The organism is Brevundimonas sp. GW456-12-10-14-LB3, from assembly GCF_059424365.1.
On the sequence record NZ_JBWKZJ010000038.1, the window covers coordinates 12,353 to 28,598 of the forward strand.

Annotated in this window: 15 protein-coding genes; 9 read left to right on the top strand and 6 right to left on the bottom strand. The window is 68.4% G+C overall.

Features of this window, described 5'->3' with window-relative positions; all coding sequences use genetic code 11:
- Positions 1–12: 12 nt before the first annotated feature.
- Positions 13–561, top strand: a complete 549-nt coding sequence (locus AC07XS_RS13335; RefSeq protein ID WP_182714831.1) for a response regulator — start codon at positions 13–15, stop codon at positions 559–561.
- A complete protein-coding gene (locus tag AC07XS_RS13340; protein WP_182714830.1) occupies positions 558–1,070 on the top strand; it encodes a chemotaxis protein CheE in 513 nt (170 codons plus the stop codon). Before AC07XS_RS13335 ends, AC07XS_RS13340 begins: the two co-directional genes overlap by 4 nt.
- Here AC07XS_RS13340 and AC07XS_RS13345 read toward each other — a convergent pair.
- The 3 genes from AC07XS_RS13345 to AC07XS_RS13355 form a co-directional block, all read right to left on the bottom strand.
- On the bottom strand, positions 1,055–2,941 hold the full coding sequence (locus AC07XS_RS13345; protein WP_182714846.1) for an ABCB family ABC transporter ATP-binding protein/permease: 1,887 nt from the start codon (positions 2,939–2,941) through the stop codon (positions 1,055–1,057). The genes AC07XS_RS13340 and AC07XS_RS13345 overlap by 16 nt on opposite strands.
- 62 nt (positions 2,942–3,003) lie before the next feature.
- Positions 3,004–4,020, bottom strand: coding sequence for a beta-eliminating lyase-related protein (locus tag AC07XS_RS13350; protein WP_182714829.1), 1,017 nt, complete (start codon positions 4,018–4,020; stop codon positions 3,004–3,006).
- Positions 4,020–4,970 (bottom strand): mechanosensitive ion channel family protein, encoded by a 951-nt coding sequence (locus AC07XS_RS13355; RefSeq protein ID WP_182714828.1) that lies wholly within the window; start codon positions 4,968–4,970, stop codon positions 4,020–4,022. Before AC07XS_RS13355 ends, AC07XS_RS13350 begins: the two co-directional genes overlap by 1 nt.
- 127 nt (positions 4,971–5,097) lie before the next feature.
- Here AC07XS_RS13355 and AC07XS_RS13360 point away from each other — a divergent pair, with 127 nt between their 5' ends.
- From AC07XS_RS13360 to AC07XS_RS13370, 3 genes are all read left to right on the top strand, one after another.
- Positions 5,098–5,652, top strand: coding sequence for an FKBP-type peptidyl-prolyl cis-trans isomerase (locus AC07XS_RS13360; protein WP_182714827.1), 555 nt, complete (start codon positions 5,098–5,100; stop codon positions 5,650–5,652).
- A 116-nt stretch (positions 5,653–5,768) separates the two neighbouring features.
- Positions 5,769–7,724, top strand: a complete 1,956-nt coding sequence (locus tag AC07XS_RS13365; RefSeq protein ID WP_182714826.1) for a M61 family metallopeptidase — start codon at positions 5,769–5,771, stop codon at positions 7,722–7,724.
- Between the two features lie 204 nt (positions 7,725–7,928).
- Complete coding sequence (locus AC07XS_RS13370) at positions 7,929–9,914, top strand: M61 family metallopeptidase (RefSeq protein WP_182714825.1); 1,986 nt, start codon at positions 7,929–7,931, stop codon at positions 9,912–9,914.
- A gap of 4 nt (positions 9,915–9,918) precedes the next feature.
- Here AC07XS_RS13370 and AC07XS_RS13375 read toward each other — a convergent pair whose 3' ends face one another.
- A complete protein-coding gene (locus AC07XS_RS13375; protein ID WP_321208131.1) occupies positions 9,919–10,719 on the bottom strand; it encodes a hypothetical protein in 801 nt (266 codons plus the stop codon).
- Between the two features lie 146 nt (positions 10,720–10,865).
- Between AC07XS_RS13375 and hemB the strand changes: the two genes are divergently transcribed.
- The 4 genes from hemB to AC07XS_RS13395 are packed head-to-tail and all read left to right on the top strand — an operon-like array spanning position 10,866 to position 14,196.
- The gene (gene hemB, locus AC07XS_RS13380; RefSeq protein WP_182714824.1) at positions 10,866–11,864 is read left to right on the top strand and encodes a porphobilinogen synthase; all 999 of its coding nucleotides are present in this window, start codon (positions 10,866–10,868) and stop codon (positions 11,862–11,864) included.
- Entirely contained in the window at positions 11,864–12,433 is a 570-nt protein-coding gene (locus AC07XS_RS13385) for a GNAT family N-acetyltransferase (protein ID WP_182714823.1), read from the top strand. The genes hemB and AC07XS_RS13385 overlap by 1 nt, the downstream gene beginning before the upstream one ends.
- Positions 12,430–12,828 (top strand): hypothetical protein, encoded by a 399-nt coding sequence (locus AC07XS_RS13390; RefSeq protein WP_231681258.1) that lies wholly within the window; start codon positions 12,430–12,432, stop codon positions 12,826–12,828. Before AC07XS_RS13385 ends, AC07XS_RS13390 begins: the two co-directional genes overlap by 4 nt.
- Positions 12,829–12,879: 51 nt before the next feature.
- Positions 12,880–14,196, top strand: coding sequence for a hypothetical protein (locus AC07XS_RS13395; protein ID WP_182714822.1), 1,317 nt, complete (start codon positions 12,880–12,882; stop codon positions 14,194–14,196).
- Positions 14,197–14,200: 4 nt separating this feature from the next.
- Here the strand turns inward: AC07XS_RS13395 and AC07XS_RS13400 are convergent, their stop codons facing one another.
- Positions 14,201–14,359 carry a hypothetical protein gene (locus tag AC07XS_RS13400; protein ID WP_182714821.1) on the bottom strand — a complete coding sequence of 53 codons (159 nt, stop codon included), beginning with the start codon at positions 14,357–14,359 and terminating at the stop codon, positions 14,201–14,203.
- Between the two features lie 99 nt (positions 14,360–14,458).
- The gene (pyrG, locus tag AC07XS_RS13405; protein WP_054765579.1) at positions 14,459–16,111 is read right to left on the bottom strand and encodes a CTP synthase; all 1,653 of its coding nucleotides are present in this window, start codon (positions 16,109–16,111) and stop codon (positions 14,459–14,461) included.
- Between the last annotated feature and the right edge of the window lie 135 nt (positions 16,112–16,246).

Sequence of the window (16,246 nt, forward strand, 5' to 3'; positions counted from 1 at the left end):
GAAAGTTCGGACATGCCGACACAGTCGGATACGCTCAGAGAAAGCGCCGTCTTCAATCTGAGCGGCGCCGTCGTGATGGTGGTCGATGATTCGCCCTTCTCCCTGACCCTGACCACAGGCGTCCTGTCGGGTTTCGGGGTACGTCCGGCCTATACGGTCAGCAGCGGGGTTCAGGCCCAGAGCCTCCTGGCTGAAAAGCCGATCGACCTCTTGCTGATCGACACCGACATGCCCGACATAGACGGGTTCGAACTGGTGCGATGGTTGCGCCGGTCCGGCCCAAATCCCAACGCCTTCACCCCGGTCATCATGACGGCCAGCCACATCCGACGCGGTCGGGTGGCCGAGGCGCGGGACTGCGGCGCCAACTTTGTCGTCACCAAGCCCTTCAGCGCCGCCATGCTGCTGGAGCGCATCCTTTGGGTCGCCCGCGACACGCGCCCCTTCCTTGAGGTCGGGGACTATCTGGGCCCGGATCGTCGCTTCGTCCGCCCCGAACTCTATGAGGGCGAGGAACGGCGCGCCGACAGGCTCCGCAACAATATGGTGGAGTTCGCATGACGGTCATCACCCACGTTCAACGCCGCTCGCGCCTGGCGGAGATGGTGGATCGCCCCGGCGGCGTCAGCGTCGGCGTCGCCCTCGCTCAGGCCCAGGCCAATCTGGGCGGGTTGAGGGACCAGGCCTGCGCCATCATCGCCGACAACATCGCCGTCCTCCTGGCCGAGCCGGCGCCGGGCACGATCGAGGCCCTGCGGCTGGACCTGGCCTATTCAGCGTCCAACCAGATCATCGACGCGGCCAGCCCCTTTGCGATGGATGATCTGTGCACGGCCGCCAAGGGTCTGTGCGACCTTCTGGACGCCGCCCCGCGCCAGGGTGGTTTCGACTGGCGCATCGCCACGGTCCACGCCCAGGCGATGAAGCTGCTGCTCAGCCTGCCGACCGACGCCGCAGCGCCCCGCGCCGCCATCGTCGAAAACCTGGCCGAGGTTCTGAAGCGCAAACTGCCCGCCGCGCCCCAGACAGCTCATCAGACGGCTCATCAGGCGGTTCAGCCGGCGGCCTGAATCGTCCTGCCCGCCCGCGTCTGTTTGCGCCACAGGGCGGCGTACTCCCCGCCCTGGCGCGCCACCAGTTCGTGATGGGCGCCGCGCTCGACGATCCGCCCCGCCTTCAGCACCAGGATCTGGTCGGCGTCGGCCACGGTGGACAGCCGGTGGGCGACCACCAGGGTGGTGCGTCCGGCGCTGACCCGCCGCAGCGTCTTCTGGATCGCCGCCTCGGTGCGACTGTCCAGGGCGCTGGTGGCCTCGTCCAGGATCAGGATGCAGGGATCGGCCAGCAGGGCGCGGGCGATGCCCACCCGCTGGCGTTCGCCGCCCGACAGTTTCAGCCCCCGTTCGCCGACCCGTGTCTGCATCCCGTCCGGTAATCCGCGGATGAAGTCGGCCAGTTCCGCCGCCTCCGCCGCAGCCCAGACCTGGGCCTCGTCCGCCTCGGGCCGGGCGAAGGCGATATTGGCCGCCAAGGTGTCGTTGAACAGGGCTACGTCCTGCGGCACCAGGGCCACGGCGGCCCGCAAGGACGCCTGGGTCACCTCGCGCACGTCGCGGCCGTCGATCAGAACCCGGCCCTCCTGCGGGTCGATCAGCCGCAGGGCCAGTTTGACGATGGTCGACTTGCCCGCCCCCGAGGGCCCGACCAGGGCGGTGGTGGTTCCGGGCGCCGCCACGAAGCTGACGTCCTCCAGCCCATTGGCGCGGGCGTCGTGGCGGAAGCCGACATGCTGGAACGCGACTTCGGCGCCGCGCGCTTCGGTCGGGCGCGGCAGAGGCTGGGCGTGGAGCGCATCGGCCACCTGGGGCGTCTGGCGCGTCACCTTCAGCATCTCCTCCATGTCGATGAAGGACTGGCGGATCTCGCGATAGGCGAAGCCCAGGATGTTCAGCGGGGCGTACAGGGAGACCATGATCAGCACCGCCGCCGTCACATCGCCCGGCCCCATTCGTCCGGCCGCCGCCTCAAACCCGGCCATCACCGCCATCACCCCCAGGCCCAGGTTCATGATCAGGGCCTGAATCCCGTTCAGCAGGGCCAGGGAGGTGTTGGCCTTCAAGGCCGCCGCCGCATAGTCGCCCAGCGCCCGGTCATAGGTCAGGGCCGCCCGCGCCTCGGCGCCGAACGACTTGACCGTCTCATAGTTCAGAAGGGCGTCGACCGAGACCCCGGCGGCCTCCGAATCGGCGGCGTTCATCACCCGCCGATGCTCCAGCCGCCAGTTCGACAGGGCGAAGGTGGCCGCAGCGTAGACGACCACCACCGCGATCGCCACAGCGGCGAACCGCCAGTCGTACTTGCCGCCCAGCACCGCCGCCGCCAGCACCAGCTCCACCCCGGTGGGGACCAGGTTGAAGGCCAGGATGCGCAGCAGGAAGTCCACCGCCCGCGAGCCGCGATCCAGGGTCCGCGACAGGGCGCCGGAGCGTTTGGTCTGGTGGAAATCAAGCGACAGGCTCAGGGCGTGGGCGAAACCTTCGGCGGCCGTCCGCCTCTGGGCCGCCGCACGGACCGGGGCGAAGACCACGTCCGAGGCCTGGGGCGCCGCCGCCGACAGAAACCGCACCAGGGCCCAGCCGACCGCAAAAGCGGCGAAGCCCCAGCCCATGGCGACGGCCGTTCCCTGTCCGGACGCCAGCCGATTGACCGCCGCGCCCAGGACCAGGGGCGCCAGCACGCCCAAACCCTTGCCCGCCAGGGTCAGGGCGATCGCCGCTCCCAGCCGCGCGCGCAGTTGCGGCGCGCCCGATCGCCCGACCAGCCGCACCAGATCCGCCAGCGCCTTCAGCGTCGGCGGGCCTTCCGTCCTGTCCTGCATGCTCCCTGCCTGCTGCGCCTTGACCATCGGGTCGCGCCGACCGCCGGAGCGCTCTCCGCGCATCGCCATCTTGCGCATATGGACAGTCAAGACGGCCGGGAAAAGGCCGCCTGGCGACGGACGGCTCAGTTCAGGCCGGCGATGGCGGCGATCAGCTCGTCCACCGCCTCTTCCTGGGTCGCCCAGGAACAGACGAACCGGACTGATCCGTCGTCGAACTGATAGCAGGCCCAGCCCAGGGCCTTCAGCCTCTGGTGCGCCTCGGCCGGCATACGGACGAAGACCGTATTGGATTCGACCGGGTGGGCCAGGACGAAGGGCGAGCGCGTCGCGATCCCCGCCGCCAGACGCTGGGCCATCAGATTGGCGTGGGCGCCTCCCGCCTCCCAGTCGCCGCTTTCCAGCAGGCCCAGCATGGGCCCGGCCAGCGTCCGGGCCTTGGACGCCGTCTGCCCGGCCTGTTTCAGCCGATTGTCCAACCGCCGCGCCAGGCTCTTGTCGAACAGGACCAGGGCCTCGACGCAAGAGGCGCCCGCCTTGGCGCCGCCGAACACCAATATGTCCACGCCCAGGCGCGCAATGTCCTTCAGGTCGAACCCGGCCGCCGCAGCATTGGACAGCCGCGCCCCGTCCATATGCACCCCATAGCCGCACGCCTTCACCGGCTCGATCAGATGGCGCAGCTCTTCTTCCGTATAGACGGCGCCGTATTCCGTGGCCTGGGTCAGGGACAGGGCCGCCGGCGGCTGGCGATGGCCGACCTCGGGCTCGGTCAGCTGCGCCTTCAGCGCCAGGGGATCGATCCGCCCGGAAAAGCCCGGCAGGCCGATCAGCCCCACCCCCTGGCCGAAGAAGCCCGGCGCCCCCGTCTCATCGGTGCAGACATGGGCGGCGTTGTGCGCCAGCACCGCCTCGAACGGATAGGTCAGCATCGACAGGGCGATGGCGTTGGCCGCCGTGCCGCTGAAGACGAAACGGACGTCGGCGTCGGCGTCCAGCCTCTGTCGAATCTGGTCGGCGGCCCGCGCCGTGATCGCATCGGCGCCGTAGGAGGGAACGAAGCCGGCGTTGGCCTGGATCAGGCCCTCCAGGGCGCTGGGCGCCATTCCGGCGGTGTTGTCGGATCCGAAATCGTAACGCATCAGCGGGGCTTCGTACTCGTCTCTTCGGCCTTGTCCGCCTCCACCGTCCGCACACGGACGACGGGCATGACGTCCTCGTCGCCATAGGGCACGGCGACCTGGTGCGGGAAGGGAATCTCGATCTCGGCGGCGTCCAGCGCCTCCTTGCCGCCCTGCATCAGATCGGCCTGAGTCTGCCACCAGTCCTCGACCTTGACCCAGGCGTGCAGGGTGATCTGGACCGCGCTGTCCAACAGGCCGGTCACCCCGGTCCAGGGATGGGGATCGTGCAGAACCTTGTCATGGGCTGCGGCCATGTCGGCCAGGACGCAGCGCGCCTCGTTCAGATCCTCGCCGTAGCCGACGGTGAAGTTGATCTCGATCCGCCGGGTCTGCTGACCGGTCAGATTGGTCAGGGGGTCGCTCAGGACCTTGGAGTTCGGAATGACGATCTTGTGGTTGTTGGCGTTCGACAGCTGGGTCGTGAACAGGTCCAGCCGCTGCACCGTCCCGGCCATGCCGCCGACGTCCACCACGTCCCCGACGCGGTAGGGCCGCAGGATCAGAAGCATGATGCCCGAGGCCACATTGGACAGCGTCCCCTGAAGCGCCAGGCCCACGGCCAGGGACGCCGCCCCCAGGACCGCGATGATGGAGGTGGTCTGCACCCCCAGCCTTTGCAGCACGGCGATCATGCCGATGATGATCACCACCACCCGAACCACCTGAACGGCGAAGCTGAGGACCGTCTGGTCGTGGCGGAAGGCGCCGATCCGCGACAGCGCCCTTCGCGCCAGCCCCGCCGCCCATTTGGCCGCGAACAGGGTCGCGGCGAAGATCAGGGCCGCGATGATCAGATTGATGGCGAAGTCGCCGGCCATGTCGGTCAGCTTGGCGATCATGACGGCGTCGACGGCCACGGCCTGGCGACCGGCCGCCACTGCTTCGGCGAGAGAGTTGTCTATGGACATGGTCGCGGGTCTAACGCCTTAAGTCCCGATTGGAACCCCGCCGGCTCAATTTCCCGCTCCTTCCGCGCATGTCGCCTTCGCGCAAAGACGGTTGGCGGCGGCCCGTTCGGCCTGATAGCGTCGCCTTATGACTCGCACCCTCCCGATCCTCCTCGCCGGCCTCGCCGTCTCCGCCTGTGCGACGCGCGGGACGCCGGTCTCCTACGCCGAAACGGCCTCGGCGGCCGCCCGCGCCGCAGCCCAGGTCGAGGGCCAGGCCGGCCAGACGCCGCAGCAGGCCTGGGACGCCGGAAACCAGGCCTATCTGGCGTGGAACGGCGCCCGGCGCGGCTGGACCACCACCGCCAGCGGCCTGCAATACCGCCGCGTGGGCAAGGCCCATCCCGAGGGCGCCCAGCCTTCGACGACCGATACGGTCAAGGTCCATTATCGCGGGACCTTCATCGACGGACGCGAGTTTGACAGCTCCTACGCCCGCAACGAACCGGCCGAGTTTCCGCTGAACCGGGTCATCAAGGGCTGGACCGAGGGGGTGGCCCTGATGCGGGTCGGCGAGACCTATGAGTTCGTCATTCCGCCGGCCTTGGCCTATGGCTCGCGCTGGGTCGGCGGCGATCAGCTTCCGCCCAACTCCACCCTGCGCTTTTCGGTGGAGCTGCTGGACGTCACCCCCGGCGCCTGACGCCGGGGTCGGGCGAACGAGATTTTCGGAGTCCGATCGGCCGGACCGCTTGACGATCCACGCGGTGCGGCGGACTGTCGCGCCTCTCCCTTTCCAGAGTTCGAAAGTCCGCGTCCATGATCCGCACCCGCCTCCGCGCCGTCGGCCTCGCCCTCCTGCTGGCCTCCGCCGCCCCGGCCGCCCTGGCGCAACAGGCGTCGACGGCGGCGCCCGCCCTGCCGGCGCCCCTGACGCCCATCCCTGCGGCGCGCGACGTCGCCTATCCGGGGGTGATCGGTCTTGAGATCGACGCGACCAACCTGGGCCAGCACATCTTCTCGATCACCGAGACCCTTCCCGTCGCCCAGAGCGGGCCCATGGTTCTGTTCTTCCCCGAATGGCTGCCGGGCAATCACGGTCCGGTCGGGCCGATCACCCAGCTGGCGGGGATCGAGATCACCGCGAACGGCCGGCGGGTCGAATGGGTCCGCGACACCCTCAGCCCCTTCGCCTATCACATCACGGTTCCGGCCGGGGCGACCGAGCTGAAGATCGCCATGCAGCATCTGTCGCCGACCAGCGGCGCCCAGGGCCGGGTGACGATAACGCCCGAAATGCTGAACATCCAGTGGGAGAAGATGCTGCTCTATCCCGCCGGTCACTGGTCGCGGAACATCATGGTCCACCCCACGGTCAAATTCCCCACCGGCTGGCGCTTCGGCACGGCCCTGGAGCCGGAAACCAAGACCGGCGACGTCCAGACCTTCAAGCCGGTCAATCTGGAGGTCCTGGTCGACAGCCCGGTCTTCGCCGGCCTCCACTATCGCCAGATCGACCTTGATCCCGGCGGCCGCTCGCCGGTCCGCGCCAACATCGTCGCCGACGAGGCCAAGAGCCTGGAAGCCACCGACGAGCAGATTCAGATTCTGCGCAACCTCGTGACCCAGATGGACCGCCTCTACGGCGCGCGCCATTTCGACCACTACGACTTCCTGATCGCCATGACCGACAAGCTGGGCGGTATCGGGCTGGAGCATCACCGCAGTTCCGAGAACTCGGTCGATCCCGAGTTCTTCACGGGCTGGGCCACCCACCTGGGCGACCGCGACCTGCTCAGCCACGAGATGAACCACTCGTGGGACGGCAAATGGCGTCGCCCGGCGGACCAGTACGTCCCCAACTTCAACAGCCCGATGCAGAACAGCCTGCTGTGGGTCTATGAGGGCCAGACGCAATATTACGGCCAGGTCGTCGCCGCCCGTTCGGGCCTGCTGACCAGGGAACAGGCCCTGGACTCCCTGGCCATGACGGCGGCCTCCTATGACTACCGGGTCGGGCGCGGCTGGCGCGCGCTTCAGGACACCACCAACGACCCGATCATCAGCCAGCGCCGGCCCAAGGCCTGGCTGTCCTGGCAGAGGGATGAGGACTACTATTCCGAGGGCCAGCTGATCTGGCTGGACGTCGATACGACGATCCGGGAGAAGACCGGCGGCCGCAAGTCGCTCGACGACTTCGCCCGCGCCTTCTACGGCGTTCAGGACGGCAGTTTCGAACCGGCGCCCTACACCTTCGAAGACGTGGTCGCGGCCCTGAACGGGGTGGTCGAGAACGACTGGGCGGCCTTCCTGCGCGCCCGGCTGGACGCCGTCGGCCCCGACGCCCGCGCGCCGCTGGACGGGCTGGAGCGCGGCGGCTGGCGACTGACCTACGGCGAAACCCCGACGGCCTATCAGAAGACCCTGTACGGCGAGTTCAAGCGCAACGACTTCACCTATTCCCTGGGCCTGCAGACCGGCGAGAACAATGCGATCCGCAGCGTCCAGTGGGGCAGCCCGTCCTTCAAGGCCGGCCTGGCGCCGGGCATGGAGATCGTGGCCGTCAACGGCCAGGCCGCCAAGCCCGACCGACTGGCCGAGGCCGTCACCGCCGCCAAGGACCCCGCCGTGCCGATTACCCTGATCGTCAAGGACGGCGACCAGTACCGGACCGTCGTCCTCGACTATCACGACGGCCTTCGCTACCCGCGCCTGGAACGCATCCCCGGAACCCCGGACCGGCTGGGCGACATACTGACGCCGCGCCGACGTTGACGCCGGTAGACCCCCTTTCTGTCTCTCCGCTTCGCTCCGAGCCGCCGCCCCATCGCCTTGCGACAGGGAGGAGACAGCACTGTCTCCTCCCCACCCTGTGGCGCCGTGAAGGAGGGGCTCTAACGCCGCACCGCGCCTGCTGCACTTGACGCCCCTTGCCCGCTCCCCGACGGTGCAGATCTGCCCTGCTGTTCGGATGACCTGATGCCGCGTACCCGCCTGACCGCCGCCGCCTGCCTCGCCGCCCTGATGACGGCCGCCCCAGCCCTGGCCCAGGATTTCCAGTCGACGCCGGTGGTGGTCGAGGCGCGCGACGCGTCCCTGGCCCTGCCGCGGCCCCAACCAACCATCCCCGCCCCTGCGGACAAACCCTATCCCGGCGTCATCCAGTACCGGGCCGACATCACCGACCTGGACCGGCGAATCATCCGCGTCAGCCAGACCATACCCGTCGCCGCTCCCGGCCCGCTGACCCTGCTCTATCCGAAATATCTGCCGGGCAACCACGCCGCCACCGGCCCTATCCAGCTGCTGGCCGGTCTGACCGTCACGGCGAATGGTCAGAGGCTGGAATGGCTGCGCGACACCCTCGACCCCTACGCCTTCCACCTGGACGTTCCGGCGGGCGTGACGGCGATCGAGGTCGCCTTCGAACAGCTGACCCAGCCGGACAGCTCCAACTGGCGCGTCCTGATGACCCCGGCCATGGTCAATCTGCAGTGGGAGAAGGCCATCCTCTATCCGGCCGGCTATTTCAGCCGCCAGATCCAGGTCGCCCCCTCCATCCGCCTGCCCGCCGGCTGGAACTACGGCACGGCCCTGAAGACCGAAGGCCGCGACGGCGACCTGGCCCGGCTGGAGACCACCGACCTCTACACCCTGATCGACAGCCCGGTCTTCGCCGGCGCCCACTACCGCCGCGTCGATATCGACCCGAACGGCGCCCCGTCTGAATCAAGGGTCCACCTGAACCTCCTCGCCGACGAGGAGAAAGGTCTCGCCGCCACCGAAGAGCAGTTGAAGCTCTACGAGAACATGGTCCAGCAGGCCGACCGCCTGTTCGGCGCCCGTCACTTCGACAACTATGAGTTCCTCTTCGCCCTGACCGACCAGATGGGCGGCATCGGCCTTGAGCATCATCGCTCCTCCGAGAACACCGGCGCCCCAGGCTTCTTCACCGACTGGGCCAAGAGCGCCGGGGACCGCGCCCTTCTGCCCCACGAATACACCCACTCCTGGAACGGCAAGTTCATGCGCCCGGCGGATGAGCTGACCGCCAACCACAACGTCCCGACCCAGAACACCCTGCTGTGGGTCTATGAGGGCCAGACGGAATATTGGGGCGATGTCCTGGCCGCCCGTTCGGGCTTGCATTCCAAGGGGGTGGCCCTGGCGACCCTGGCCTCTATCGCCGCCTTCTATGACAACCAGCCCGGCCGTCAGTGGCGCGCCCTTCAGGACACCAACAACCACAATCTCCTGGGCTACCGCGTGCCCGGCCAATATCCCTCCTGGATGCGGGGCACCGGCGACTACTATCGCGAAAGCCTGCTGGTCTGGCTAGACGCCGACACCCTGATCCGGGCCGAGACGAACGGGCGCAAGTCGCTCGACGACTTCGCCCGGGCCTTCTTCGGCCACAGCGACGGCGCCTGGGCGCCCCAGGGCTACACCTTCGATCAGGTCGTCGCCGCCCTGAACGCCGTCCATCCGCACGACTGGGCCGGCTTCCTGCGCGAAAGGCTGGACGCCGTCGGCCCGGACGCCCGCGCGCCCCTGGCGGGGATCGAACGGGGCGGCTGGCGCCTGACCTATACCGACACGCCCAACGCCGACGAAAAGGCGGTGAACGGCGGCTGGGCCAATGACTTCCAATATTCGCTGGGCTTCAGCCTGTCGGGTGACAAGCTGACCAATATCCGCTGGGGCGGCCCGGCCTTCGAACAGGGGATCGGCGCCGGCTGGTCGCTTGTCGCCGTCAACGGCAAGGCGGGCTCGGCCGAGGTTCTGCGCGACGCCGTCACGGCCGCCAAGGGGACGGACGCCCCCCTGGAGCTGCTGATCAAGTCCGGCGACCGGTTCCGCACCGTCGCCTTCGACTATCACGACGGCCTGCGCTATCCGCGTCTGGAGCGGATCGAAGGAACCCCGGACCGGCTGTCCGACATCCTGGCCCCGCGCCGGCGCTGAGGTCTCAGTCCGGCTTTCTGAAGCGATAGACGAACTGGTCGGTCTTGCCGCGAATAGCCGCGTCGAAGACGTTCAGACTGTGGTCGTCGTCGGGATTGGCGACCGCCCGGCTCTCGGCCTCAAAGACGAAGCCGGCGGCCTCGACCTCGCGCCTCAGATAATCGCCCTCGATCCGGTGCAGGGTCTGGACCGCCGAAATCCCCGTCCCCGGCGCCGCCTGGTGGTCGATCAGAACATAGCGGCCGCCGGGTTTCAGGGCGGCGAACACTGCGGCGTTCATCCTGGCCACATCGGTGTTGAAACCGGGAATGTGGAAGTCGTGGTACTCCTGGCTCATGAAGACCAGGTCCAGGGGCTGGTCATAGGTCATGGAGTCCAGCAGGCCGTTGACCCGCGTCACATTGGGATAGGCCGCGACCAGGGCGTCGGCCAGGGGGTTCTCCCGCGCCATCGTCCGCTCGGGCACGAAGGCGTAGACCCGGCCCGTCGGCCCGACCACGTCGGAGAACAGACGGGTGAAATAGCCGGCGCCGGGGCGGATGTCGGCCACCTTGTCGCCGGGCGCGACCTGGGCGAAGGCCAGGATCTCGGCTGGATGACGCAGAGGATCGCGCGCCGCCTCCTCGGCCGGGCGCTTCGGATCGGCGACGGCGTCGGCATAGAGGGAGACATAGGCGGGGGCGGACGAGGACGCGCTGTCCACGACCACCGTCCGGTCGCCGCCGTCGGAGGCGATGATGATACATCCCGACAGTCCCGCCGCCAGGGCCAGAACCGCCGCGCCCGCCGCCCATCGTCTCATCATCTCGTCTCCCTCAGTTCGTCGCGATAGGCTCGCATTTCGTCGCCCGGCGCAAGCCGCTATCCCGCTTGAAACGATCCGAATCCTCACGCGATTTGCGCCCCGGCCCCGGCGGCGCTAGTCCGGCGACAGATTTCCAAGGTCTCGCCATGCTCCCCTACCAGCCTGCCCCCTTCCCGCTCGCCCGTCCCCGGCGTCTGCGCGCCAGCCCCTGGGTGCGCCGCATGGTCGCCGAGACCGTCCTGACCCCGGCCGACCTGATCTGGCCTTTGATCGTCCACGACGGCGCCGAGGACCGCGTCCCCGTCGCCTCCATGCCCGGCGTCTTCCGCCTGTCGCCCAAGGAAGCCGCAAAGGCGGCGGTCGAGGCGCGCGACCTCGGCATTCCGATGCTGGCCCTCTTCCCGAACGTCGATGGGGCGATCAAGGACTCGGTCGGCACAGGCGCCACCGATCCCGACGGCCTGATCCCCGACTGTATCAAGGCCATCAAGGACGCCGCGCCCGAGATCGGAATCATGACCGACGTGGCGCTGGACTGCTACACCGACCACGGCCACGACGGGGTTCTGGAGGGCGAGCGGATCGTCAATGACGCCAGCCTGGATCGCCTGGCCGAACAGGCCTTCATCCACGCCCACGCCGGCGCCGACGTCGTGGCCCCCTCGGACATGATGGACGGCCGCATCCAGGCGGTGCGCGAGGCCCTGGAGGCCAACGGCTTCCAGGACACCCTGATCCTCTCCTATGCGGCCAAATACGCCTCGGCCTTCTACGGCCCTTACCGCGACGCCGTCGGCTCCTCGAGGGCGCTGAAGGGCGACAAGAAGACCTATCAGATGGACTACGCCAACTCCGACGAGGCCCTGAAGGAGGTCGCCATGGACCTGTCGGAAGGCGCCGACGCGGTCATGGTCAAGCCGGGCATGCCCTATCTCGACATCGTCCGGCGTGTGTCTGAAACCTTCCGCGTCCCGACCTTCGCCTATCAGGTCTCGGGCGAGTACGCGATGATCCAGGCCTCGATCGCCAACGGCTGGCTGGACCAGGACCGGGCCATCCTTGAGACCCTGCACGGGTTCAAGCGCGCCGGCTGCGCGGGCGTCCTGACCTATTTCGCCCCCCAGGCGGCGCGGCTGCTGGGCTGATGCGGTCTGAGGTCCAGATCCGCGAGGCGACCCCCGCCGACATGGCGGCCGTCACCGCCATCTATGCCGAAAGCGTCGCCAACGGGCGCGGCACCTTCGAGCTGGAGCCGCCGGACGAGATCGAGATGACCGCCCGCTTCGCCGCCGTCCAGGCCCTGGGCCTGCCCCGCCTGGTCGCCGTGATCGACGGCGGCGTGGTCGGCTACGCCTACGCCGGGCCGTTCCGCACCCGCCAGGCCTATCGCTACATGGTCGAGGACTCGATCTATGTCACGCCAGAAGCCCGCGGCCGCGGCGTCGCCGGCGCCCTGCTGGATCAACTAATCAATCATTGCGAGGCGCTCGGCCTGCGCCAGATGGTCGCCGTGATCGGCGACTCCGCGAACCAGGGCTCCATCGCCCTGCACCGCGCCCGCGGCTTCGCCGACGCCGGGGTGTTCAAGGCGGCAGGCTGGAAACACGACGACTGGCGCGACGTCGTCTTCATGCAGCGGGAACTGGGCCCGGGCGGCCGAACCCCGCCCGACGCCCCCGGCCTGCCCCTGGTCGACAAGAAGCCGGTGCGGTGAAGGACGCAGGCGATCCATTGCGACGCCGGGTTGCTACGCCTATCCTCAACGGCGTGAAGATCGTCTCGTCCCTTCTGCTGCTGATCGGCGCCCTGGCGGTGCTGACCCTGGGCGCCCTCGGCGTCGGGGCGGGGCCGGCCATGGCCGAGCCGCCCTGCCATGAGATGGGCCATGCGACCCCGGACCCGTCCGGCAAGGCCCCCGACAAAGGCCCCGATAAGGCCATGAAGGCCATGACCTGCTGCGTCGCCTGCGTCGCGGCGCCGACCATTCCGCCCGCCGCCCGTCCTCAGACGGCGGCGGCGCCGCTTCGCCTGACCGCCGTTTCGCCGGCCCTGCCGTCAGGCCGTCGGCCTTCGCCCGAGCCCGGCCCACCCCGCCTCCTGATCGCCTGAACCGACGCGCTCTCGCGGCGCCCTCAGTCCCGATCATTCAAGGAGGCCATCATGGCTCCCCATACGCTCGTCGGCGCCCTCGCCGGCGTCTCCCTGCTCGCCCTCGCTCAGGTGGCGACGGCGCAGGACCATTCTCACCACCAGGCGGAGCCGGCCGCCGATCCCCACGCCGGCCACGACATGGCCGACATGGCCCACGCCATGACCAGCCCCTACGGCCCCTGGCCCATGAACCGCGACGCCTCAGGCACCAGCTGGCAACCCGACTCGGGCGAACATGCCGGCATCCACACCGTCCGGGGCGACTGGACGGTGATGACCCACGCCCTGCTGAACCTGACCTACGACACCCAATCCGGCCCGCGCGGCGGCGACAAGACCTTCGTCTCGGGCATGTTGATGACGACGGCTCGCCGTGACCTCGACGACGGTTCGACCCTGAACCTGCGCGCCATGCTCAGCCCCGACCCCCTGATGGGCAAGTCCGGCTATCCCCTGCTGCTGGCCGCCGGCGAAACGGCGAACGGCGTCGATCCCCTGGTGGACCGCCAGCATCCGCACGACTTCTTCATGGAGCTGTCGGCCAGCTATTCGAAACGCCTGTCGGAAAAGGACAGCCTGTACGGCTACATCGGCCTGCCCGGCGAGCCCGCCTTCGGCCCGCCCGCCTTCATGCACCGGATGAGCGCCATGGACAGTCCCGAGGCGCCCATCACCCACCACTGGCTGGACTCGACCCATATCGTCTTCGGCGTGACGACCCTGGGCTGGGCCCACGACCGGTTCAAGATCGAGACCTCGGCCTTCAAGGGGCGCGAGCCGGACGAGGAACGCTGGGGCATAGATGAGCCGAAGCTGGACAGCTGGTCGGTGCGGGCCTCCTGGAACCCGTCGTCCGACTGGTCCCTCCAGGCCTCCTACGCCGATGTCTCGGCTCCGGAACAGCTCGAGCCTGACGAGGACGAGACCAAATGGTCGGCCAGCGTCCTCCACACCCGCCGCCTGGGCGAGACCGGCTGGTGGTCCTCGACCCTGGCCTGGGGCCGCAAGACCAACAGTCACGATGAATCCAAGGACGGCTGGCTGCTGGAATCCGCCCTCCATCCGAACGACCGCTGGACCGTCTTCGCCCGCGCCGAGCGGATCGAAACGGACGAACTGGTTCCCGGCGACCACGGCGGCCATGGCCCGCTCTATACGGTGGGCAAGGCGTCTGTGGGCGCCGTCCGCGACTGGCGGATCGCCCCGCGCGTCCGCTTCGGCCTGGGCGCCCTCTATGCGATGAACCGCGTGCCGGACGCGCTGGAGCCGATCTACGGCGGCGATCCGGACGGCGGCATGGTCTTCATGCGGCTGAAGATCGACTGACGGCTCAGGCCCGCCCGGTTTGCGCCGGGTGGGCCGACGCCGCCGCCAGGCCGCGAACGACCTCATAGCCGATCACGCCGACGCCGAACATGAGCCCGAGACCCGCGACAATGAGCACGAGGCGGACATGCCGGTGCAGGTGATAGAGCAAGGCGCCGATCATCGACGGTCCATCCTGTCGGATCCTCCCAATTCGATCCGTTCCAGGCATTTTATCGCAAAAAGGACGCCAACCGGAATCGCAGGTCCGTGAACGCCGTTCTTACACCAACCGGCTCTGCACCACGGCCGCCGCAATGAAGCTGGCGAACAGCGGATGCGGCGCGAAGGGGCGGCTCTTCAGCTCCGGGTGATATTGGACGCCGATGAACCAGGGATGGTCCGGCCGCTCCACTGTTTCGGGCAGGACGCCGTCGGGCGACAGCCCGGCGAAGACCAGACCGGCCTTGGCCTCGATCGCCTCGCGATAGTTGATGTTGACCTCATAGCGGTGGCGGTGCCGTTCGCTGATGGTCGTGGTCCCATAGATTTCGGCGATGCGGGAGCCTTCGGCCAGGGTCGATTCATAGGCGCCCAGCCGCATGGTGCCGCCCAGGTCGCCGCCCTGCTGACGCAGGACGCGCTGGTTGCCCTGGGTCCATTCGGTCATCAGACCCACGACCGGCTCGGTCGTAGGGCCGAACTCCGTCGAGGAGGCCTTGGGAAAACCGGCCAGGTTCCGCGCCGCCTCGATCACCGCCATCTGCATGCCGAAACAGATGCCGAAATAGGGGATGTTGCGCTCGCGGGCGAACCGCGCCGCCTCGATCTTGCCTTCCGACCCACGCTCGCCGAAGCCGCCGGGCACCAGAACGGCGTGGGCGCCCTGAAGCCGCTCCTCACAGGCTTCCGGATCGCCTTCGAAGGTGTCGGCCTCGACCCAGTCGATATTGACCTTGACGTTGTTCGCGACCCCGCCGTGGTGCAGGGCCTCGATCAGGGACTTATAGGCGTCCTTCAGCACCGTATATTTGCCGACCACGGCGATGGTGACCTCGCCGTCGGGCTGCAGCCGGCGCCGTGCGATCTCCCGCCAGCGCGTCAGATCGGGCTCGGGCGCGTCCTCGATGCCGAAATGGGCCAGGACCTCCTTGTCCAGCCCCTCGCGGTGATAGTCCAGCGGCACGGCGTAGATGTCGGCCGAGTCCATCGCCTGGATCACGCCGCTTTCGCGGACGTTGCAGAACTGGCCGATCTTGCGCTTCTCTTCGGGCGGGATCGGCTGTTCGCAGCGGCACAGCAGGATGTCGGGCTGGATCCCGATCGAGCGCAGCTCCTTGACCGAATGCTGCGTCGGCTTGGTCTTCATCTCACCGGCCGTCTTGATGAAGGGCAAGAGGGTCAGGTGGACGAAACAGCTCTTGCCGCGCGGCAGGTCCTGACCCAGCTGGCGGATGGCTTCGAAGAAGGGCAGGCCCTCGATGTCGCCGACCGTGCCGCCGATCTCGACCAGGACGAAGTCCACGTCCTCGCCCGCATCCGTCAGGGCCGGGGTCAGGCAGAAGGATTTGATCTGGTCGGTGACGTGGGGAATGACCTGGACGGTCGCGCCCAGATAGTCGCCGCGCCGCTCCTTCTCCAGAATGGTCGAATAGATCCGGCCGGTGGTGATGTTGTCGGACTTGGCCGCCGACACGCCGGTGAACCGCTCATAGTGGCCCAGGTCCAGATCGGTCTCGGCGCCGTCGTCGGTCACGAAGACCTCGCCGTGCTGATAGGGGCTCATCGTCCCCGGATCGACGTTCAGATAGGGGTCGAGCTTGCGCAGGCGGACCTTGTAGCCGCGCGCCTGCAAAAGAGCGCCGAGAGCGGCGGAGGCGAGGCCTTTTCCAAGCGAGGAAACCACGCCGCCGGTGATGAACACATAGCGAGCCATGGGCGGACACCTTACTCCATGATTCGCGAACGACGCATGGGCCTCGGCGAATCGAACTGTTGATCAAAAGAAGAAAGCGCGCCCTGCGGCGCGCTTTCGGAACTCTGGGTCGGCGGGGCCTTACTGGGCCGGGGT